Origin of the sequence: Pseudomonas sp. LS44 (assembly GCF_024730785.1) — a bacterium.
Lineage (GTDB): Bacteria > Pseudomonadota > Gammaproteobacteria > Pseudomonadales > Pseudomonadaceae > Aquipseudomonas.
The window spans coordinates 310,261-328,508 of the sequence record NZ_CP102830.1 but is presented as its reverse complement, the minus strand read 5'-3'; the positions used below and the strand labels follow the sequence as shown (position 1 = coordinate 328,508).

Here is an 18,248-nt window from a genome sequence, read left to right as displayed (position 1 = left end):
TTGCCGCACGGGGCGGTGCTCTTTAGACTGGCGCCCTCCCCCGATAAAGAGCAGGGTCGATGCCCACCGTCTTTCCCGAAGACTCCGTCGGCCTGGTGATTCCCCAGGTTGCCGATTTCCCTGAACCCTTGTCCCTGGCCTGCGGTCGCAGCCTGGCCGATTACCGGCTGGTGTACGAGACCTATGGCCAGCTGAACGCCGCGCGCAGCAACGCCGTGCTGATCTGCCACGCGCTCTCCGGCCATCATCACGCCGCCGGCTATCACAGCGCCGACGAGCGCAAGCCCGGCTGGTGGGATAGCTGCATCGGTCCCGGCAAGCCAATCGATACCAACAAATTCTTTGTCGTCAGCCTCAACAATCTCGGCGGCTGCAACGGTTCGACCGGCCCGTCGAGCGTCAATCCGGCGACCGGCAAACCGTTCGGCGCGGATTTCCCGGTGATGACCGTGGAAGACTGGGTCAACAGCCAGGCGCGCCTGGCTGACCGCCTCGGCATCGGCCAATGGGCCGCCGTGGTGGGCGGCAGCCTGGGCGGCATGCAGGCGCTGCAATGGAGCATCAGCTACCCGGAGCGCATCCGTCATTGCCTGGCAATTGCCTCGGCGCCCAAGCTCTCGGCTCAGAACATCGCCTTCAACGAAGTGGCGCGCCAGGCGATCCTCACCGACCCGGAGTTTCATGGCGGGCATTTCCAGGAACAAAACGTGATCCCCAAGCGCGGCCTGATGCTGGCGCGCATGGTCGGCCATATCACCTACCTGTCGGATGACGCCATGGGCGAGAAATTCGGCCGCGGGCTGAAGAGCGAGAAGCTCAATTACGACTTCCACAGCGTCGAATTCCAGGTCGAAAGCTACCTGCGCTATCAGGGCGAAGAGTTTTCTGGGCGTTTCGATGCCAACACCTACCTGCTGATGACCAAGGCGCTGGACTACTTCGACCCGGCCGCCGCTCACGATGGCAATCTGGCCAAGACCCTGGCCGGTGCGCAGGCGGACTTCTGCGTGATGTCGTTCACCACCGACTGGCGCTTCTCGCCGGCCCGCTCACGCGAGCTGGTCGATGCGCTACTCGCCGCGCGCAAGAACGTCTCCTACCTGGAGATCGACGCGCCACAGGGCCACGATGCCTTCCTCATCCCGATCCCGCGCTACCTGCAGGCCTTCAGCAGCTACATGAACAGGATTCTGGTGTAACCATGCGTGCCGACCTGGAAATCATCCAAGACTGGATCCCCGCCGGCAGCCGCGTGCTCGACCTCGGCTGCGGCAACGGCGAACTGCTGGCCTGGCTGGGCGAGCACAAGCAGGTCAGTGGCTATGGCCTGGAAATCGATCCGGCCAACATCGCCGAGTGCATCGACAAAGGCGTCAATGTCATCGAGCAGAACCTCGACGAAGGGCTGGGCAACTTCGCCAGCAACAGCTTCGACGTAGTGGTGATGACCCAAGCCCTGCAGGCCGTGCACTACCCGGACCGGATCCTCGAAGAGATGCTGCGGGTCGGCAAGACCTGCATCATCACCTTCCCCAACTTCGGTCACTGGCGCTGCCGCTGGTATCTGGCGCGCAACGGACGCATGCCGGTGTCGGAATTCCTCCCGTACACCTGGTACAACACGCCGAACATCCATTTCTGCACCTTCAAGGATTTCGAGGCACTGTGCCGCGAGCGCCAGGTCAAGGTGCTCGACCGCCTGGCCGTCGACCAGCAACACCGCGACAGTTTCGCCAGCCGGCTTTGGCCTAACCTGTTAGGTGAGATCGGCATCTATCGCGTCAGCGGACCTGGCGTGCTGGATCACCGCATCGCCGTCTGACCTGCCCGTACAAGGAGAATCCCATGCGTCGCCTCATCCTGTTTTTCTGCGCCCTGTGCCTGGCCCTGCCGGCGCTGGCCGAGCGCAAACAAAGCTTCGGCGATCTGGACGTGCATTACAGCGCCTTCAACTCCAGCTACCTGCAACCCGATACGGCCGCCGCCACCGGCCTGACCCGCAGCAAGACCCAGGGCGTGCTCAACATTGCCGTGCTCAAGGCCGGCAAGGCCAGTACCGCGACTGTCAGCGGCTCGGTCACCGATCTGCTCGGCAAGGCGCGGCCACTAACCTTCAAGCAGGTCAACGACAGCGGCGCCATCTACTACCTGGCGCAGTTTCCCTTCGATCAGCAGGAAATGCTGCGCTTCCGCGTGCAGGTGCAAGTCGGCGCCGGCGCGCCGCACAGCTTCGACTTCAGCCAGGAGTTCTTCCCCGATCCATGAAACCGCTCAGCCAACTGGTGCTGGCCAGCCATAACGCCGGCAAGCTCAAAGAACTCCAGGCCATGCTCGGCGAACGCATCGTGGTGCGCTCGGTCGGCGAGTTCAGCAGTCACGAACCGGAAGAAACCGGCCTGACGTTCATCGAGAACGCGATCCTCAAGGCCCGCCACGCCGCCAAGGTGTCTGGCTTGCCGGCGCTGGCCGACGACTCGGGGCTGGCGGTGGATTTCCTAGGCGGTGCACCCGGCATCTATTCCGCCCGCTATGCCGATGGCCAGGGCGATGCGGCCAACAATGCCAAGCTGCTGGAAGTGCTCAAGGATGTCCCGGACGCCGAGCGCGGCGCGCAATTCGTCTGCGCCCTGGCGTTGCTGCGGCATGCCGACGACCCCCTGCCGATTCTCTGCGAAGGCCTCTGGCACGGGCGCATCCTGCATGCCGCCAGCGGTGCGCATGGCTTCGGCTACGACCCGCTGTTCTGGGTGCCCGAGCGCAACTGCTCGAGCGCCGAACTGACGCCCGCCGAGAAGAACCAGCTCAGCCACCGGGCGCGGGCCATGGCCCAGCTCAAGCAACGCCTGGGCCTGGCATGAACGAGCAGCCTGCTGGCGGCGTGCAAACGCTGCGGATTGTGCCGTCTGCGGACGGGCGCGAGGACCGCTCCGATGCGCGGCCCAACGGCTTCCAGTTGCCGCCGTTGTCGCTGTACATCCACATTCCCTGGTGCGTGCGCAAATGCCCGTACTGCGACTTCAATTCCCACGCCGCCGGCCCCGAACTACCCGAAGCCGCCTATGTCGACGCCCTGCTCGCCGATCTGGATGCCGATCTGGGCCACGTGCATGGCCGGGAGCTGACCTCGATTTTCTTTGGCGGCGGCACGCCCAGCCTGTTCAGTGCCGACGCGCTGGGCCGTTTGCTGGCCGGCGTCGAGCAACGCATCCGCTTCGCCGGCGACATCGAGATCACCCTGGAAGCCAACCCCGGCACCTTTGAACAGGCCAAGTTCAGCGCCTACCGGGCGCTGGGCATCAATCGCCTGTCGATCGGCATCCAGAGCTTTCAGGAAAGCCAGCTCAAGGCGCTCGGACGGATCCACGATGGCGCCGAGGCGATCCGCGCCGCCGATATGGCGCGCGCCGCCGGCTTCGATAATTTCAACCTTGACCTGATGCACGGCCTGCCGGGGCAGACAGTCGAGGACGCCCTGGCCGACCTGCGCACCGCCATCGCCCAGGCGCCGACCCATTTGTCCTGGTACCAGCTGACCCTGGAGCCGAACACGGTGTTCTGGAGCCAGCCGCCGCTGCTGCCAGAGGACGACATCCTCTGGGACATTCAGGAAGCTGGTCAGGCGCTGCTCGCCGAGCATGGCTATGCCCAGTACGAAGTCTCGGCCTATGCCCGCGAGGGTCGCCAGGCCCGGCATAACCTGAATTACTGGAGCTTCGGCGACTTCCTCGGCATCGGCGCCGGCGCCCACGCCAAGCTGAGCAGCCCGGATGGCCATATCCAGCGCAGCTGGAAGACCCGCTTGCCCAAGGACTATCTCGACCCGGCCAAGCGCTTCCAGGCCGGCGAGCGCCAGCTGGGCGCCGACGAGCTGCCCTTCGAATTCCTGATGAATATCCTGCGCCTCAGCCAGGGTGCGCCGGCCGCGCTGTTCGCCGAACGCACCGGCCTGCCGCTGGCCAGCCTTGATGCCGCGCGCCGCGAGGGCGAAGCCCGCGGGCTGCTGCTGGCCGATCCCGAACGTCTGGTCGCCAGCGCCAAGGGCCAACTGTTTCTCAACGACCTGCTGCAACTCTTCTTGCCCTAAGGACGCACATGGACCTGCTACTCGATCTGATCGCCACCCTGTCTCGCTGGACCCGCGGGCACCTCTACGACATCTCGCTCGCGGTGATGGCCACCCTGCTGGTGCTGTTCGGTCCGGGCATCAACAGCTGGATCCAGCAGCGCATCGGCGGCCTGAACTTCATCTTCCGCACCCTGCTGTTCGTGCTGATCTGCGCGGTGGGCTACGGCCTGGCGATGATCTACCTGACCCCCTGGCTGGCGAAAGGGCTGGGGTATTTCAACAACTACACCCTGGCGCCGGTGCTGCTACTAGTCTTCTTCCTGATCGGCGTGATCGCCGATCGCAACTAGGTAGATGGCCCTCCTTGGCTGTCGCCAGCCAAGGAGCGCGTCATGAAGCCACTCAAACACCTGTACCTGTATTTCCAGGACGGCCAGCACCTGACCCTGCGCTTTCCGCAGCAGAGTGAAGACTTAGTAGCCATCGCGCGCGGCCTGCGCAGGCAGCTGGAGTCGCCGTTTCTGAGCATCGAAGTGGACGGCGACTTGCTGCTGATCCCGCGCGAGAGCATCAAGTACCTGCAGATCAGCCCGGCACCCATCGCCTTACCGGAGCCGACCATCGTCGGTGCCGAACTGGTCGATTGAGTCTGCCCACGAGGCTGCTGGTAGGCAGGCATAAAAAAACCGCCAGAAGGCGGTTTTTTCTTGGGGGGTAGACTCAGTTGCCTTCGCGGCGCAGCGCTTGCGGGGTGAAGTCGCGCGGGCTGAGCGGGGCCCGGAAGTCGTACATCGGCTCGTTGTTGTCCAAGCCGTCGGCGAAGTAACGATCACCCGGAAAGTCGTAGATGGTTTCCAGGGTGCTGCCGAACATCGGCGCATCGTAATAGCTGATCGGATGACTTTCCTGCAGGCCGACCAGCGCATCGTGCTTGTCGTATAGATCGACGGCGAGGATCTGCCAGCTGTCTTCATCCAGATAGAAACGCCGCTTGGCATACGGATGGCTGAAGCCGGTGCGCAGCTGCGCCTCGACCACCCAGACGCGGTGCGGCTCGTAGCGCAGCAGCTCGGGATTGACGGTCTTGCGCTTGAGGATCGTCTCGTAGGCGATGCCCTGCTGGTGCACGGCGTAGCTGTTGTAGGGCACGAGCATTTCCCGCTTGCCGAGCAGCGTCCAGTCGTAGCGGTCCGGCGCGCCGTTGTAGGAATCGACCATGTCCGCGGTGGCCATGCCGTTGGTGTCCGGCTGCAGGCTATCGAAGGCCAGCATCGGCAGACGGCGCACGCGCCGCTCGCCACGGTTGAAGCGCCAGGCCTTGCGGATCGACAGCACCTGATCGAGGGTTTCCTGCACCACCAGCGCCGAACCGGCCAGCTTGGCCGGCGCGACGATCTTGTACTTGTAATAGAACAGCGTGTTGTCCAGGCCCTTGGGGGTGATGCCGTCGCGGCCGTAGACGAAGTAGATCTCACGATCCAGCTTGAGCAGGTTGTAGCTGCCGTTGGCGAGCACCGCCGCCTGGTTGGTGATCAGGTGGATCTGCTCACCGCGATAGCGCATCACGTGGTTCCAGATCGCTTCCTGGCCGGTCTTCGGCAGCGGGAAGGGAATCCCCGCGGCAGCACCCTCGACGCCGTTGCCGCCGGAAATCAGCTCGGCATTCAGGGCGTTGAAGCGCGTCGCGTCGTAGATCCGTTGCGGCGCCGCGGCGCTGCGGTGGCTGGGCATGACGCGCAGGTAGTAATCCGGATGACTGGCCAGCAACTGCTGCATGCCCGGCGTTAGCAGCGCCTGGTACTGCGCCTGATTGGCCTGGTTGACCACGTATTGCACAGCATCGGCGGCATATGGGTCGGGATGATGCATGCCCGGCTGATAGCCGGCGATCGGCGTGGCCAGACCGCCCTCCCAGGCGCCGATGGTGCCGGCAGCGTTGCCGGCGCGCTCACCGCCCAGCGGCGTGAGATCCTCACCGAGCCGAGCGGCCTGCTGGCTATCGACCTTGGCCTGCGCCGGCAATGCTGCCAGCGCCAACAATAGAACTGCTAACGATTTCAAAGCGGATTCTCCTCGCCGCGACGTGACGACGTCGCTCCAGCACCTGCGGGCTGGTGGGTTGCTCTCAGAAGGCCTGCCTGGCGAGTCCCGGCAGCGGCCGGTCGAGGTGCATCCATGCGCGGCCGGCGAGCGGCCGGGGCGCATGGTAGGGCAGTCGCCGCACACTGTCTTGTGACACAGCGCACAGTTACGCAGTCGCCAATACGCAGTCGCCAAATATGACCGAACAGTCAGTCGATGCGGGCGAACTTGAGGTCCCAGACGCCATGCCCGAGGCGCTCGCCGCGGCGCTCGAACTTGGTCACCGGGCGCTCTTGCGGGCGCTCCACGCAGCGCCCGTCGGCGGCCAGATTGCGGTAGCCGGGCGCCACGTTCATCACCTCGAGCATGTGCTCGGCGTAGGGCTCCCAGTCAGTGGCCATGTGCAACACGCCACCAACCTTGAGTTTCTGGCGGATCAGCTCGGCGAACGCCGGCTGGACGATGCGCCGCTTGTGATGGCGGGCCTTGTGCCAGGGATCGGGAAAGAACAGCAGCACGCGGTCGAGGCTGGCGTCGGCGACGCACTGGCGCAACACGTCGAGGGCGTCGCAGCTGTACACCCGCAAGTTGCTCAATTCGAGTTGCTGGACGCCCATCAGCAGCGCACCGACCCCCGGTTTGTGCACTTCGACGCCGATGAAGTCCTGCTCCGGCGCGGCCTTGGCCATCTCCAGGGTGGAGTGGCCCATGCCGAAACCGATCTCGAAGGTGCGCGGCGCCTGGCGGCCGAACACCGCGTCGAAGTCCGGCGCGCCCGCTTCCAGTTCCAGGCCGAACTTCGGCCAGCCTTCGTCGATGGCGCGCTGCTGGCCTTCGGTAATGCGTCCGGCGCGCATCACGAAACTCTTGATGGTGCGCAGGTGCGGTTGCGGTTCAGCGGGGATCTGGCTGTCGGTCATAGGATGGCTCGGTGTCAATGGGTAGGAGCGGATTCATTCGCGATGGGGCAACACCCTTTCGCGAATGAATTCGCTCCTACGAAAGCGGTGGTGATTACTGGATCAGGCCGTCGAGCGGCGACGAGGCGCTGGCGTAGAGTTTCTTCGGCATGCGTCCGGCCAGATAGGCGAGACGTCCGGCTTCGATGGCGTACTTCATCGCCTGGGCCATCAGCACCGGCTGCTGCGCATGGGCGATAGCGCTGTTCATCAGCACCGCCTCACAACCCAGTTCCATGGCGATGGTGGCATCCGACGCGGTGCCGACACCGGCATCGACGAGCACTGGCACGGTGGCTTCTTCGAGGATGATGCGCAGGTTGTAGGGGTTGCAGATGCCCAGCCCGGTGCCGATCAGGCCGGCCAGCGGCATCACCGCGATGCAACCCATCTCGGCCAGCTGGCGGGCGATGATCGGGTCATCGCTGGTGTACACCATCACGTCGAAACCATCCTTGACCAACACTTCGGCGGCCTTGAGGGTCTCGATGACGTTGGGGAACAGGGTCTTCTGGTCGGCCAGCACTTCCAGCTTGACCAGCTTGTGACCGTCCAGCAGCTCCCGCGCCAGGCGGCAGGTGCGCACCGCCTCCTCGGCGTTATAGCAACCGGCGGTGTTCGGCAGGATGGTGTAGCGCTCCGGCGAGATCACCTCAAGCAGGTTCGGCTCGCCGGGATTCTGGCCGATGTTGGTGCGGCGCACCGCCACGGTGACGATTTCGGCGCCGGATGCCTCGATGGCCGCGCGGGTCTCGTCGAGATCCTTGTATTTACCGGTGCCGACCAGCAGGCGCGACTGGTAGGTACGGCCGGCCAGGGTAAAGGGCTTGTCGCTGCGAATCTGGCTCATCAGAAACCTCTTGCTTGACGGATATACGGGGCGGAGCAGCTTGCCGGGGAGCGTAGCGAGCGACGGCTAGGCAAGGCGCAACGACCAACGGAAGTAACAGCCAAAGGCTGGCCCGAAGGGGGAGCGCCAGCGAATAAATCAGCCGAGGAAGCGGAGTTTACAACTGTAAATGAGCATTCCGAGGCTGATTTCAACGCGGCATAGCCGAGCGCAGTAGCTTTCCCCTAACCACCACCGATGGCATGCACTACCTCGATCTGGTCGCCTTCGCGCAGGGCGGTGGCGACGTGCTGGCTACGCGGCACGATGTCCAGATTGAGTTCGACCGCAACGCGTTTGCCGGTCAGTTCCAGACGTGCGAGCAGATCGCCGAGGGTATTACCATCGGGCAGCTCGTAGGGTTCACCGTTCAATTGAATGCGCATGACGGGCGATCACAACTGGAGAGGGGCCGGCATTCTAGCGCCATCGCCGGCCGGCGACCAAGGCAAACTGCCGGTCATTCGTCTCGAAGCTGACGCATGAGTCAGGTTGTCAGCGAGTCAGATTCCAGGCTGCGATACCCAGGCTCAGCCAGCCGCCCAGAAAGGCCAGGCCGCCGAACGGAGTAACGATGCCCAGACTGCGGATGCCGGTCAGGCTGAGCAAGTACAGGCTGCCGGAAAACAGCAGGATGCCGAGTACGAACAAGCCACCAGCCACGCCCAATGCGCGGCCCGGCACATGCAGGCTAAGCAGCGCCAGGGCCAGCAAGGCCAGCGCATGGACCATCTGGTAATGCACCCCGGTCTGAAACACGGCCAGGTAATCGGCGGTCAGTTGACTCTTCAAGCCGTGGGCGGCGAAAGCGCCGAGCGCCACCGCGGTGAAACCGAAAAACGCGGCGAGCAACAACAGGGGGCGCAACATGGACACTTCTCCGTGGGCCAGTGCCAGACAGACGGCACGCGGTCGTTATAATGGCCGCCTATCGCGCCCGGGCCAAGCCATCCATGCCACGTCTGCTTCGTCGTCTCGTCAAATTCCTGCTCTGGGCCATGGCCGCCAGCGCCGCGCTGGTCCTGATACTGCGCTGGGTGCCGCCGCCAGGCACGGCGCTGATGGTCGAGCGCAAGGTCGAATCCTGGATGGATGGCGAGCCGATCGACTTGCAGCGCGACTGGCGGCCGTGGAAGGAGTTGCCGGACACCCTCAAGGTGGCGGTGATCGCCGGCGAAGATCAGCGCTTCGCCGAACACTGGGGCTTCGACTTCACCGCGATTCGCCAGGCGCTCGCGCACAACGAGCGCGGCGGCTCACTGCGCGGTGCCAGCACGCTCAGCCAGCAGGTGGCCAAGAATCTGTTCCTGTGGTCCGGCCGCAGCTGGCTGCGCAAAGGCCTGGAGGCCTGGTTCACCGGCTTGATCGAGCTGTTCTGGCCGAAGCAGCGGATTCTTGAGGTGTATCTGAACAGCGTCGAGTGGGGCGATGGGATATTCGGCGCCGAGGCCGCGGCGCGTCACCACTTCCGCATCGGCGCGCCGTACCTGTCGGCCCAGCAGGCCAGCCTGCTCGCCGCGGTGCTACCCAATCCGCACCGCTGGAACGCCGGTCGGCCCAATGCCTACGTCAACCGCCGTGCCAGCTGGATCCGCCAGCAGATGCGCCAGCTCGGCAACGGGCATTACCTGCTGCAACTGCCGGCCGGCCATCCGGCTTGGCTGGCCGCCATGTTCGGCCGCTAGCGGCGCTTGATCGGCAGGTTCTGCAGTAGCTGTAATTGCCCATCACGCAGATACAGGGTCAGGCCCTGCTCGGGATACACCCAGGCTTCGCCGCCCTCTTCCACGCCCAGGCGCACGCGCGGCGGGCCGAGGCTGGCGATCACCCGCTTGTCGGCGACTGCTGCCACCGGCTTGAGCAGCAGACTGGCGAAATGATGCTGAGCCAGCTGGCCTAGCAGTTCCTCGCTCAATTCCTGCTCAGCGGCACTGGCCGCGATGCCGGTCGCCGCCAGCAGGCTGTCGCGCTCCTTCTGAGTCAGCGCCAGTTCGGCTTCCAGCTGCCAGGCCAGGTCATTGGCCTGCCAGTCGGCGCGGTACAGCAACCGCGGTCCTGCTTCGCCCTGCGGCTGAATCCACAGCGCACCCGGCGCCAGGGCGCGCAGCTCCTGCACGCTGAGGCGCTCTTCGGCCAGCGGGGTGAATACCTGCTGTTGCCAGTCGACCAGCCACGGCAACGGCTCGCCCGGTTGCTGCGCGCGTAACGTCCACAGACTCCAGGCGCTGACCGCGACCACGGCGGCGTAGATCAGCCAACGAAACGAGCGTAATTGCGGCGCCATGCATTCTCTCCGGACAGAAAAAAGCCGCACTCGCGTGCGGCTTTTTCGGGGTGGTTCAGGATCAGGCGGCGATCGCGCCTTTGAGCTTGTTCATCGCGTTCTTCTCCAGCTGGCGGATACGCTCGGCGGAGACGTTGTACTTGGCAGCCAGCTCATGCAGGGTGGCCTTCTCGTCGGTCAACCAGCGTTGCTGGAGAATGTCACGGCTGCGCTCGTCCAGGCCTTCCAGCGCTTCGTGCAGGTTGGCGTTGGAGCTGTCGCTCCAGTCGGAATCCTCCAACTGCCGCGCCGGGTCGTAGCGATGGTCTTCGAGATAATGCGCCGGCGACTGGAAGGCGCTGTCGTCATCGGCATCGGCGGCCGGGTCGAAGGCCATGTCGTGGCCGGTCAGACGGCTTTCCATCTCGCGCACTTCGCGCGGCTCGACACCCAGGCTTTCGGCCACGGCATGCACTTCGTCGTTGTTCAGCCAAGTCAGGCGTTTCTTCTGGCTGCGCAGGTTGAAGAACAGTTTGCGCTGCGCCTTGGTGGTCGCGACTTTGACGATCCGCCAGTTACGCAGAATGAATTCGTGGATCTCCGCGCGAATCCAGTGCACCGCGAACGACACCAGGCGCACGCCCATTTCCGGGTTGAAGCGCTTGACCGCCTTCATCAGGCCGACGTTGCCTTCCTGAATCAGGTCCGCCTGCGGCAGCCCATAACCCGAGTAGCTACGGGCGATATGGACGACGAAGCGCAGGTGCGCGAGAACCATCTGCCGGGCAGCCTCGAGGTCCTGCCGGTAGAAAAGATTGCCGGCCAATTCGCGCTCCTGCTCGACGGTCAGCAATGGAATGCTGTTTACCGTGTGCACGTAGGCTTCCAGGTTCGCACCGGGAGCCAGGGCATAGACAGGTTGCAAAGAAGTGGTGGTCATGCAAATCCTCCGATTCATGAACTCTTGAGTTCAGTATTGTCAGTCTGACACAAAACCTGACTCAACGTTCAGAAACAGCTGTTACTCAAGCGGAGCAAGAAGGTACTACTTCGGCGCCAGCTCGTTCAAGTGTCGGGCGACCGCCAGCCAGGCGCCGATGTAACCAAGCAATACCGCACCCAGTAACAGCGACAAACCATCACCGGCCGGCACGCCGCCGAGCGAGAAGTCACTGCCGTACAACCCGGCCAGACGCACCACCGCACCATTCAGCCAGTCCAGACCAAAGGCCAGCACCAGCCAGGCCAGCACGCCGGCCGCGCAGCCGTACAGCGCGCCCATATAGAGGAACGGACGCCGCACATAGCCATCGGTGCCGCCGACCAGCTTGATGACCTCGATCTCGTTGCGGCGATTCTCGATATGCAGACGGATGGTATTGCCGATCACCAACAGCAGCGCCATCACCAGCAGCAGGGTCAGGCCGAAGACGAAACGCTCACCGAGCTTGAGGATCGCGCTGAGCCGCTCGACCCACAGCAGATCGAGCTGCGCCTGCTGCACCTTGGGCAACTCGCTGAGGCGCTGGCGCAGCGCTTCGAGACGCGCCTTGTCGATTTCCTTGGGCGTCACCAGCACCACGCCCGGCAGCGGATTCTGCGGCAGTTCCTTAAGCGCTTGACCGAGCCCGGACTGTTGCTGGAACTCGGCCAAGGCCTGTTCGCGGCTGATCCATTGCGCTTCGGCGACTTCCGGCATGGCGGCGATCTGGTCGCGCAGCTGCGCGCCCACGGCGTCGCTGGCATCCATCTGCAGATACAGGGAGACCTGCGCCGCGCGCTGCCAGGAGCCGCCGAGCCGCTCGATATTATTCAGCAGCAGCGACAGGCCCATCGGCAGGCTGAGGGCGATGGCCATCACCAGCGCGGTGAAGAAACTGCCGATCGGCTGCTGAGCGAGACGGCGCAGGCTGTCGATCAGGCTGGCGCGATGACTTTCCAGCCAGGCATGCAGCTGACTGCGGAAATCCGGGCCTTCGTCATGGCGACTGGCGGCCGCTTTGCCGACGCCGCCGCCAACCCGCTCGGCGGCCTTGGGATTGCGTTGCTGTTCGCTCATCAGGCAGCCTCTCCGTCACCGATCAGGCGGCCGCGTTGCAAGGTCAGCATGCGGTGGCGCATGCGCGCGATCAGCGCCAGGTCGTGGCTGGCGATCAGCACGGTGGTGCCGAGGCGATTGATGTCTTCGAACACGCCCATGATCTCCGCGGCCAGGCGCGGGTCGAGGTTACCGGTCGGTTCGTCGGCCAGCAGCAGGGCCGGACGATGCACCACCGCCCGGGCGATGCCGACGCGTTGCTGCTGCCCGGTGGACAGGTCGCCGGGAAACAGTTCGGCTTTATCCGACAGCGCCACACGCTCCAGCGCTGCACCGACACGCTTGGCGATCTCCGCCTTGGACAGGCCGAGAATCTGCAGCGGCAGGGCGATGTTGTTGAACACGGTGCGATCGAACAGCAGTTGGTGGTTCTGGAACACCACGCCGATTTGCCGGCGCAGGAAAGGAATCTGCGCGTTGGTGATCTGCGCCAGATCCTGGCCAGCCAGGAGCAGATTGCCGGTGCTGGGCCGCTCCATCGCCAATATCAGGCGCAGCAAGGTGCTCTTGCCGGCGCCGGAGTGGCCGGTGACGAACAGGAACTCGCCGCGGCGCACGCGAAAACTCAGTTCATGCAGGCCGACGTGGCCATTGGCATAGCGCTTACCAACCTGCTCGAATCGAATCATGCATGCTCCCGCTCGGCGAAAAGGGCCCGGACAAAGGCCTCGGCTTCAAAGGTCCGCAAATCGTCGATGCCTTCGCCGACACCGATATAGCGAATCGGCAAGCCGAACTGCTTGGCCAGGGCGAAGATCACCCCGCCCTTGGCGGTGCCGTCCAGCTTGGTCAGCGCCAGGCCGGTGAGGCTGACGGTCTGGTTGAATTGCTTGGCCTGGTTGATGGCGTTCTGCCCGGTGCCAGCGTCGAGCACCAGCAGCACTTCGTGCGGCGCGGTATCGTCGAGCTTGCCAATCACCCGGCGAACCTTCCTCAGCTCTTCCATCAGGTTGTCTTTGGTGTGCAGACGCCCGGCCGTGTCGGCGATCAGTACGTCGATGCCGCGCGCCTTGGCGGCCTGCACCGCATCGAAGATCACCGAGGCGGAATCGGCGCCGGTGTGCTGGGCGATCACCGCAATGTTGTTGCGCTCACCCCACACCTGCAGCTGTTCGACGGCCGCGGCGCGGAAGGTATCGCCGGCAGCGAGCATGACCTTCTTGCCATCGAGTTGGAGCTTCTTGGCCAGCTTACCGATGGTGGTGGTCTTGCCGGCGCCGTTCACGCCGACCACCAGAATCACATAGGGCTGCTTGTCGGCGGGAATCCGCAGCGGCTGTTCGACCGGTTTGAGCAGGGCCACCAGCTCCTCCTGCAGCGCCTTGTACAGTGCGCCGCTGTCGGCCAGCTCCTTACGCGCCACGCGCTTGGTCAGGTTGCCGACGATCGCACTGGTCGCTTCGACGCCGACATCGGCGGTCAGCAGGCGGGTTTCCAGCTCATCAAGCAGATCGTCATCGATGGCCTTCTTGCCGAGAAACAGACTGGCCATGCCCTCGCCGAGGTTGGCGCTGGTTTTTGACAGGCCTTGCCGCAGACGGGCGAAGAAGCCCAGTTTGGTTTCCGCGCTGGCGGCGGGGGCGGCTAGCGGCTCAGCCGGCGCGAGCTCGACCGCACTGGGCGTGGGCTCGGCCGGGGACTGCGGGGCGGGTGGCACCTCTACCGGCGCTGGCGCAGGGGCGACATGCGCCACTTCGCTGCCGATGTTCAGGCGAAAGCGCGACGGCGCAGGCGCGGACACCGGCTCGGCAGCGGCAAGCGCTTCGGCGGGCGCAGCGATCTCGGTGGCTTCGGCAACGGCTGGCGGCGCAGGCAGTTCTGCCGGAAGCTCAACCGGAGCAGCTACAGGAATATTTTCAGGCGCGGACGGCACGCTCTGGGCGGTGCTATCCGGCACGGCCGGCATGGCCTCAAGGGGCGCAGGGGCAGCAGGCACATCGACCGTCGGCGCGTCGTCAACCGGCGCTTCTTGGGGCTTTTTGCGCATCCAGCCAAACAGGCTTTTCTTCTCCCCGGCCGGCGCCGGAGCTTTCTTGTCGTCGTTGGAACCAAACATAGAGACGGCTATCTCAAGGAGCGACGCGCCAGCAGAAGCGGCTTTCAAATTAGGCGAGCACAGGTCAGGCAAGGAAGAAGTGGCCAAGGAAGCGCAGTTTACGACTGCTAAGTGAGCATTCCGAGGCCATTTCTGACGCAGCCTCACCGAGGCGCAGCCAATTTGAAAACAGCTTCCAGGCGTGGCCGCCAGGAAAACGGATTAGTATCCTAGCACCTCCTCGCCCGCCGACGCTAAGTCCAAGCGGGCCGCCCGACAGGTCGCCCCATCGATGAAAATGATTGCCCGTCATGCCGCCGGTCTCGTGCTTGCGGTCCTCTGCCTGCCACTTGCAGCTCAGGCCGCCGAACCGCAACCGACCCACGAATTCGTCCTCGACAACGGCCTCAAGGTGGTGGTCCGCGAGGATCACCGCGCCCCGGTGGTGGTCTCGCAGGTCTGGTACAAGGTCGGCTCGAGCTATGAAACCCCCGGCCAGACCGGCCTGTCCCACGCCCTCGAACACATGATGTTCAAGGGCAGCAACAAACTCGGCCCGGGCGAAGCGTCGCGGGTCCTGCGTGAGCTGGGCGCCGAAGAGAACGCTTTCACCAGCGATGACTACACCGCCTATTACCAAGTGCTGGCGCGCGATCGCCTGGCCGTGGCCTTCGAGCTGGAGGCCGATCGCATGGCCAGCCTGCGCCTGCCGCCGGAAGAGTTCGCCCGGGAGATCGAGGTGATCAAGGAAGAGCGGCGCATGCGCACCGACGACAAGCCCAATGCGCTGGCCTATGAGCGCTTCAAGGCCCTCGCCTACCCCGCCAGCGGCTATCACAGTCCGACCATCGGCTGGATGGCCGATCTGGAGCGGATGAAGGTCGACGAACTGCGCCGCTGGTACGAAACCTGGTACACGCCGAACAACGCCACGCTGGTGGTGGTCGGCGATGTCGGTGTCGACGAAGTCCGCGACCTGGCCAATAAATACTTTGGCGCCGTACCGCGACGCGACGTGCCGGCCGCCAAAGCGCCGCTGGAACTGGCCACGCCCGGCGAACGGCGCACCACCTTGCACCTGCGCACCCAATTGCCGAGCCTGTTGATGGGCTTCAACGTGCCAGGTCTGGTGACCAGCCAAACGCCGCGCGAGGTGCATGCGCTGCGCCTGATCGCCGCCCTGCTGGATGGCGGCTACAGCGCCCGCTTGCCGTCGCGCCTGGAGCGCGGCGAGGAACTGGTCGCCGGCGCCTCGGCCTCCTACGACGCCTACAGCCGTGGCGACAGCCTGTTCACCCTGTCGGCGACGCCCAACGTGCAGACCGGCAAGACTCTCGCGCAAGCCGAAGCCGGTCTGTGGCGCCAGCTGGAAGACTTGAAGAAAACCCCGCCGAGCAGCGAAGAACTGCAACGCGTGCGCGCCCAGGTAATTGCCGGACTGGTCTATGAGCGCGACTCGATCAGCAGCCAGGCCAGCGCCATCGGCGGCCTGGAAAGCGTCGGCCTGTCCTGGCGCCTGATGGATCAGGAGCTCGCCGAGCTCGAAGCGGTCACCCCCGCCGACATTCAGCAGGCGGCCAGCACCTACTTCACCCGCGACCGCCTGAGCGTCGCCCACATCCTGCCTCTGGAGGCATCCCATGAGTGAGCGTAATGGCTTGCGCTTTGCCCTGGTCGGCCTGCTCGTCCTGGTGTTGATCGGCGTCCTGGTGCTGGTGGCCGGTCGCTCGGCCTCCAACCCCGAGCCGGCCGCCACGCCTGTGGCCAGCAGCAGCGCGCCGGCAGCGTCCGCCCCACCAGCCGCGACGCCGCCCGCGGCCAGCTCCTTGAGCTCGCTGGCCGCGCTCAAGGATCAGGCGCCGAGTCGCCGCGAGCTGCAGATTCAGACCTGGCAGACCGCCGAAGGCGCCAAGGTGCTGTTCGTCGAGGCCCACCAGCTGCCGATGTTCGACCTGCGCCTGACCTTCGCCGCCGGCAGCAGCCAGGACGGCGCTGCGCCGGGCCTGGCCATGCTGACCAACGCGATGCTCAACGAAGGCGTGCCGGGCAAGGACGTCAGCGCCATCGCCGCGGGCTTTGAAAGCCTCGGCGCGGATTTCGGTAACGGCTCGTACCGCGACATGGCGATCGCCAGCTTGCGCAGCCTGAGCGCGGCCGAGCAGCGCGAGCCGGCGCTCAGGCTGTTCGCCGAGGTGATCGGCCAGCCGACCTTCCCGCAGGACTCGCTGGTGCGGATCAAGAACCAGGTGCTGGCCGGCTTCGAATACCAGAAGCAGAACCCCGGCAAGCTCGCCGGCCTGCAGTTGTTCGAACGCCTGTACGGCACACATCCCTATGGCCATCCGAGCGAAGGCACCGAGCAGAGCATTCCGCCGATCAGCGTCGCCCAGCTGCACGCCTTCCACGCCAAGGCCTACGCCGCCGGCAACGTGGTCATCGCCCTGGTCGGCGACCTCGACCGACCGGCAGCCGAGGCGCTGGCCGCGCAGGTTTCCGCCGCGCTGCCGAAAGGCCCGGCGCTGCCCGCCGTGGCGCAGCCGCAGCCGCCCAAGGCCGGCCCCAGCCATATCGAGTTCCCCTCCAAGCAAACGACTTTGCTGCTCGCCGAACTGGGCATCGACCGCCGCGATGCGGATTACGCGGCGCTGACCCTGGGCAACCAGATCCTCGGCGGCGGCGGCTTCGGCACTCGTTTGATGGAAGAAGTGCGCGAGAAGCGCGGCCTGACCTACGGCGTGTATTCGGGTTTCAGCCCGATGCAGGCGCGCGGGCCGTTCATGATCAGCCTGCAGACCCGCGCCGAGCAGAGCACCGGCACCCTCAAACTGGTCCAGGACATCCTGCGCGACTACCTGAGCAGCGGTCCGACCCAGAAGGAACTGGACGACGCCAAACGCGAGCTGGCCGGCAGCTTCCCGCTGACCACCGCGAGCAACGCCGATATCGTCGGCCAGCTGGGCTCGATTGGTTTCTACGGCCTGCCGCTGAACTATCTGGAAGACTTCATGGCGCAGGTGCAGAGCCTCTCGGCCGAGCAGGTCAAAGCCGCCATGAGCAAACACCTCGACCCCAACGCGTTGATCATCGTCAGCGCCGGCCCGACCGTCGAGCAGCAACCGCTGCCGGCGCCCAGCGACAAACCCGTTGAGCAGCCGCTCGGCGTCCCGGAGCATTGATGCCTCGTCCAAGTAAACCCTCGAACGTCCCCGCCCACGGCGGCCTCGGCCAGCTGCGGATCATTGGTGGCGAATGGCGCAGTCGCCAGTTCAGCTTCCCGATGGCCCACGGCCTGCGCCCGACGCCCAACCGGGTGCGCGAAACGCTGTTCAACTGGCTGGCGCCCTATGTGGTCGGCGCCCATGTGCTCGACCTGTTCGCCGGCAGTGGCGCGTTGTATCTCGAAGCGCTGTCGCGCGGCGCCGCCGACGCCTTGGCGCTGGACACCAACCGTGCGGCGATCGCCAGCCTGCGCGAGACCCTGGCCACCCTGAAATGCGAAAACGGTCAGCTATTGCTCGGTGACGCGCTGCGCCATCTGGAGAGCCAAGCGCCGACGCCCTACGACCTGGTGTTTCTCGATCCGCCGTTCGGCCAGAACCTGCTCGAGCCGACCTGCGCCTTGCTGGAAGACAAGGGTTGGCTGGCCGACGAGGCATGGATCTACACCGAAAGCGAAGCGCCGCCGTCGAGCCTGAGCATACCCGCCAGCTGGCGCCAGCATCGCGAGCAGAAGGCCGGAAAGGTGTATTACGCGCTGTGGCAGCGCGGCTGACTCTGAGCGGCTCAGCCGACTAGCGGCGAGCCGGCCTCGGCCAGCTGACGGTCCGCACCCGACCAGCGGCTTCGCCCGGCACCT

At 65.1% G+C, this 18,248-nt stretch carries 21 protein-coding genes; 11 read left to right on the top strand and 10 right to left on the bottom strand.

Annotation, left to right across the window (positions count from 1 at the left end; genetic code table 11):
• Positions 1-59 precede the first annotated feature (59 nt).
• From NVV93_RS01510 to NVV93_RS01480, 7 genes are read left to right on the top strand one after another with little or no spacing between them, the layout of a single operon-like run.
• A complete protein-coding gene (locus tag NVV93_RS01510; RefSeq protein ID WP_258252702.1) occupies positions 60-1,199 on the top strand; it encodes a homoserine O-acetyltransferase in 1,140 nt (379 codons plus the stop codon).
• A 2-nt stretch (positions 1,200-1,201) separates the two neighbouring features.
• Positions 1,202-1,822, top strand: a complete 621-nt coding sequence (metW, locus tag NVV93_RS01505) for a methionine biosynthesis protein MetW (RefSeq protein WP_258252701.1) — start codon at positions 1,202-1,204, stop codon at positions 1,820-1,822.
• Positions 1,823-1,845: 23 nt separating this feature from the next.
• Entirely contained in the window at positions 1,846-2,265 is a 420-nt protein-coding gene (locus tag NVV93_RS01500; RefSeq protein ID WP_258252700.1) for a DUF4426 domain-containing protein, read from the top strand.
• Positions 2,262-2,858 carry an RdgB/HAM1 family non-canonical purine NTP pyrophosphatase gene (rdgB, locus tag NVV93_RS01495; protein WP_258252699.1) on the top strand — a complete coding sequence of 199 codons (597 nt, stop codon included), beginning with the start codon at positions 2,262-2,264 and terminating at the stop codon, positions 2,856-2,858. The genes NVV93_RS01500 and rdgB overlap by 4 nt, the downstream gene beginning before the upstream one ends.
• Positions 2,855-4,084 carry a radical SAM family heme chaperone HemW gene (gene hemW, locus NVV93_RS01490; protein ID WP_258252698.1) on the top strand — a complete coding sequence of 410 codons (1,230 nt, stop codon included), beginning with the start codon at positions 2,855-2,857 and terminating at the stop codon, positions 4,082-4,084. Before rdgB ends, hemW begins: the two co-directional genes overlap by 4 nt.
• An 8-nt stretch (positions 4,085-4,092) precedes the next feature.
• Positions 4,093-4,416: a DUF3392 domain-containing protein gene (locus tag NVV93_RS01485; RefSeq protein ID WP_258252697.1), complete on the top strand. Its 324-nt coding sequence runs from the start codon at positions 4,093-4,095 to the stop codon at positions 4,414-4,416.
• Between the two features lie 42 nt (positions 4,417-4,458).
• A complete protein-coding gene (locus NVV93_RS01480) occupies positions 4,459-4,713 on the top strand; it encodes a hypothetical protein (protein ID WP_258252696.1) in 255 nt (84 codons plus the stop codon).
• 73 nt (positions 4,714-4,786) lie between these two features.
• On the opposite strand, the gene NVV93_RS01475 is transcribed toward NVV93_RS01480, so the two are convergent.
• From NVV93_RS01475 to NVV93_RS01455, 5 genes are all read right to left on the bottom strand, one after another.
• Positions 4,787-6,127 carry a DUF1329 domain-containing protein gene (locus NVV93_RS01475; RefSeq protein WP_258252695.1) on the bottom strand — a complete coding sequence of 447 codons (1,341 nt, stop codon included), beginning with the start codon at positions 6,125-6,127 and terminating at the stop codon, positions 4,787-4,789.
• Between the two features lie 230 nt (positions 6,128-6,357).
• On the bottom strand, positions 6,358-7,029 hold the full coding sequence (gene trmB / locus NVV93_RS01470) for a tRNA (guanosine(46)-N7)-methyltransferase TrmB (RefSeq protein ID WP_258254259.1): 672 nt from the start codon (positions 7,027-7,029) through the stop codon (positions 6,358-6,360).
• A gap of 133 nt (positions 7,030-7,162) precedes the next feature.
• Positions 7,163-7,957 carry a thiazole synthase gene (locus tag NVV93_RS01465; RefSeq protein ID WP_258252694.1) on the bottom strand — a complete coding sequence of 265 codons (795 nt, stop codon included), beginning with the start codon at positions 7,955-7,957 and terminating at the stop codon, positions 7,163-7,165.
• 224 nt (positions 7,958-8,181) lie between these two features.
• A complete protein-coding gene (thiS, locus tag NVV93_RS01460; RefSeq protein ID WP_258252693.1) occupies positions 8,182-8,382 on the bottom strand; it encodes a sulfur carrier protein ThiS in 201 nt (66 codons plus the stop codon).
• Positions 8,383-8,491: 109 nt separating this feature from the next.
• Positions 8,492-8,866, bottom strand: coding sequence for a DUF423 domain-containing protein (locus NVV93_RS01455; protein WP_258252692.1), 375 nt, complete (start codon positions 8,864-8,866; stop codon positions 8,492-8,494).
• Between the two features lie 83 nt (positions 8,867-8,949).
• Between NVV93_RS01455 and mtgA the strand changes: the two genes are divergently transcribed.
• Complete coding sequence (gene mtgA / locus NVV93_RS01450) at positions 8,950-9,681, top strand: monofunctional biosynthetic peptidoglycan transglycosylase (RefSeq protein WP_258252691.1); 732 nt, start codon at positions 8,950-8,952, stop codon at positions 9,679-9,681.
• On the opposite strand, the gene NVV93_RS01445 is transcribed toward mtgA, so the two are convergent.
• The 5 genes from NVV93_RS01445 to ftsY all read right to left on the bottom strand — a co-directional run bounded on the left by NVV93_RS01445 (position 9,678) and on the right by ftsY (position 14,413).
• On the bottom strand, positions 9,678-10,280 hold the full coding sequence (locus NVV93_RS01445; RefSeq protein ID WP_258252690.1) for a hypothetical protein: 603 nt from the start codon (positions 10,278-10,280) through the stop codon (positions 9,678-9,680). The two genes, mtgA and NVV93_RS01445, sit on opposite strands and share 4 nt — an antisense overlap.
• Before the next feature lie 61 nt (positions 10,281-10,341).
• Complete coding sequence (gene rpoH / locus NVV93_RS01440; protein WP_258252689.1) at positions 10,342-11,199, bottom strand: RNA polymerase sigma factor RpoH; 858 nt, start codon at positions 11,197-11,199, stop codon at positions 10,342-10,344.
• A 105-nt stretch (positions 11,200-11,304) separates the two neighbouring features.
• Positions 11,305-12,318: a permease-like cell division protein FtsX gene (gene ftsX / locus NVV93_RS01435; protein ID WP_258252688.1), complete on the bottom strand. Its 1,014-nt coding sequence runs from the start codon at positions 12,316-12,318 to the stop codon at positions 11,305-11,307.
• The gene (gene ftsE / locus NVV93_RS01430) at positions 12,318-12,986 is read right to left on the bottom strand and encodes a cell division ATP-binding protein FtsE (RefSeq protein ID WP_258252687.1); all 669 of its coding nucleotides are present in this window, start codon (positions 12,984-12,986) and stop codon (positions 12,318-12,320) included. Before ftsE ends, ftsX begins: the two co-directional genes overlap by 1 nt.
• Entirely contained in the window at positions 12,983-14,413 is a 1,431-nt protein-coding gene (gene ftsY, locus NVV93_RS01425) for a signal recognition particle-docking protein FtsY (RefSeq protein ID WP_258252686.1), read from the bottom strand. The genes ftsE and ftsY overlap by 4 nt, the downstream gene beginning before the upstream one ends.
• 271 nt (positions 14,414-14,684) lie before the next feature.
• On the opposite strand from ftsY, the gene NVV93_RS01420 reads away from it, so the two are divergent.
• From NVV93_RS01420 to rsmD, 3 genes are read left to right on the top strand one after another with little or no spacing between them, the layout of a single operon-like run.
• Positions 14,685-16,040, top strand: coding sequence for a pitrilysin family protein (locus tag NVV93_RS01420; protein ID WP_258252685.1), 1,356 nt, complete (start codon positions 14,685-14,687; stop codon positions 16,038-16,040).
• Positions 16,033-17,568, top strand: coding sequence for a pitrilysin family protein (locus tag NVV93_RS01415; RefSeq protein WP_258252684.1), 1,536 nt, complete (start codon positions 16,033-16,035; stop codon positions 17,566-17,568). Before NVV93_RS01420 ends, NVV93_RS01415 begins: the two co-directional genes overlap by 8 nt.
• Positions 17,568-18,164, top strand: coding sequence for a 16S rRNA (guanine(966)-N(2))-methyltransferase RsmD (gene rsmD / locus NVV93_RS01410; protein WP_258252683.1), 597 nt, complete (start codon positions 17,568-17,570; stop codon positions 18,162-18,164). Before NVV93_RS01415 ends, rsmD begins: the two co-directional genes overlap by 1 nt.
• Positions 18,165-18,248 lie beyond the last annotated feature (84 nt).

What these genes read in the sequence shown, in the direction of transcription:
- NVV93_RS01455 (WP_258252692.1), bottom strand. Translation starts at nt 8,866, where the DNA reads ATGTTGCGCCCCCTGTTGTTGCTCGCCGCGTTTTTCGGTTTCACCGCG.
- NVV93_RS01510 (WP_258252702.1), top strand. Translation starts at nt 60, where the DNA reads ATGCCCACCGTCTTTCCCGAAGACTCCGTCGGCCTGGTGATTCCCCAG.
- ftsX (WP_258252688.1), bottom strand. Translation starts at nt 12,318, where the DNA reads ATGAGCGAACAGCAACGCAATCCCAAGGCCGCCGAGCGGGTTGGCGGC.
- mtgA (WP_258252691.1), top strand. Translation starts at nt 8,950, where the DNA reads ATGCCACGTCTGCTTCGTCGTCTCGTCAAATTCCTGCTCTGGGCCATG.
- NVV93_RS01485 (WP_258252697.1), top strand. Translation starts at nt 4,093, where the DNA reads ATGGACCTGCTACTCGATCTGATCGCCACCCTGTCTCGCTGGACCCGC.
- NVV93_RS01420 (WP_258252685.1), top strand. Translation starts at nt 14,685, where the DNA reads ATGAAAATGATTGCCCGTCATGCCGCCGGTCTCGTGCTTGCGGTCCTC.
- NVV93_RS01480 (WP_258252696.1), top strand. Translation starts at nt 4,459, where the DNA reads ATGAAGCCACTCAAACACCTGTACCTGTATTTCCAGGACGGCCAGCAC.
- NVV93_RS01415 (WP_258252684.1), top strand. Translation starts at nt 16,033, where the DNA reads ATGAGTGAGCGTAATGGCTTGCGCTTTGCCCTGGTCGGCCTGCTCGTC.
- hemW (WP_258252698.1), top strand. Translation starts at nt 2,855, where the DNA reads ATGAACGAGCAGCCTGCTGGCGGCGTGCAAACGCTGCGGATTGTGCCG.
- NVV93_RS01445 (WP_258252690.1), bottom strand. Translation starts at nt 10,280, where the DNA reads ATGGCGCCGCAATTACGCTCGTTTCGTTGGCTGATCTACGCCGCCGTG.
- ftsY (WP_258252686.1), bottom strand. Translation starts at nt 14,413, where the DNA reads ATGTTTGGTTCCAACGACGACAAGAAAGCTCCGGCGCCGGCCGGGGAG.
- rpoH (WP_258252689.1), bottom strand. Translation starts at nt 11,199, where the DNA reads ATGACCACCACTTCTTTGCAACCTGTCTATGCCCTGGCTCCCGGTGCG.
- NVV93_RS01465 (WP_258252694.1), bottom strand. Translation starts at nt 7,957, where the DNA reads ATGAGCCAGATTCGCAGCGACAAGCCCTTTACCCTGGCCGGCCGTACC.
- rsmD (WP_258252683.1), top strand. Translation starts at nt 17,568, where the DNA reads ATGCCTCGTCCAAGTAAACCCTCGAACGTCCCCGCCCACGGCGGCCTC.
- NVV93_RS01500 (WP_258252700.1), top strand. Translation starts at nt 1,846, where the DNA reads ATGCGTCGCCTCATCCTGTTTTTCTGCGCCCTGTGCCTGGCCCTGCCG.
- ftsE (WP_258252687.1), bottom strand. Translation starts at nt 12,986, where the DNA reads ATGATTCGATTCGAGCAGGTTGGTAAGCGCTATGCCAATGGCCACGTC.
- rdgB (WP_258252699.1), top strand. Translation starts at nt 2,262, where the DNA reads ATGAAACCGCTCAGCCAACTGGTGCTGGCCAGCCATAACGCCGGCAAG.
- thiS (WP_258252693.1), bottom strand. Translation starts at nt 8,382, where the DNA reads ATGCGCATTCAATTGAACGGTGAACCCTACGAGCTGCCCGATGGTAAT.
- metW (WP_258252701.1), top strand. Translation starts at nt 1,202, where the DNA reads ATGCGTGCCGACCTGGAAATCATCCAAGACTGGATCCCCGCCGGCAGC.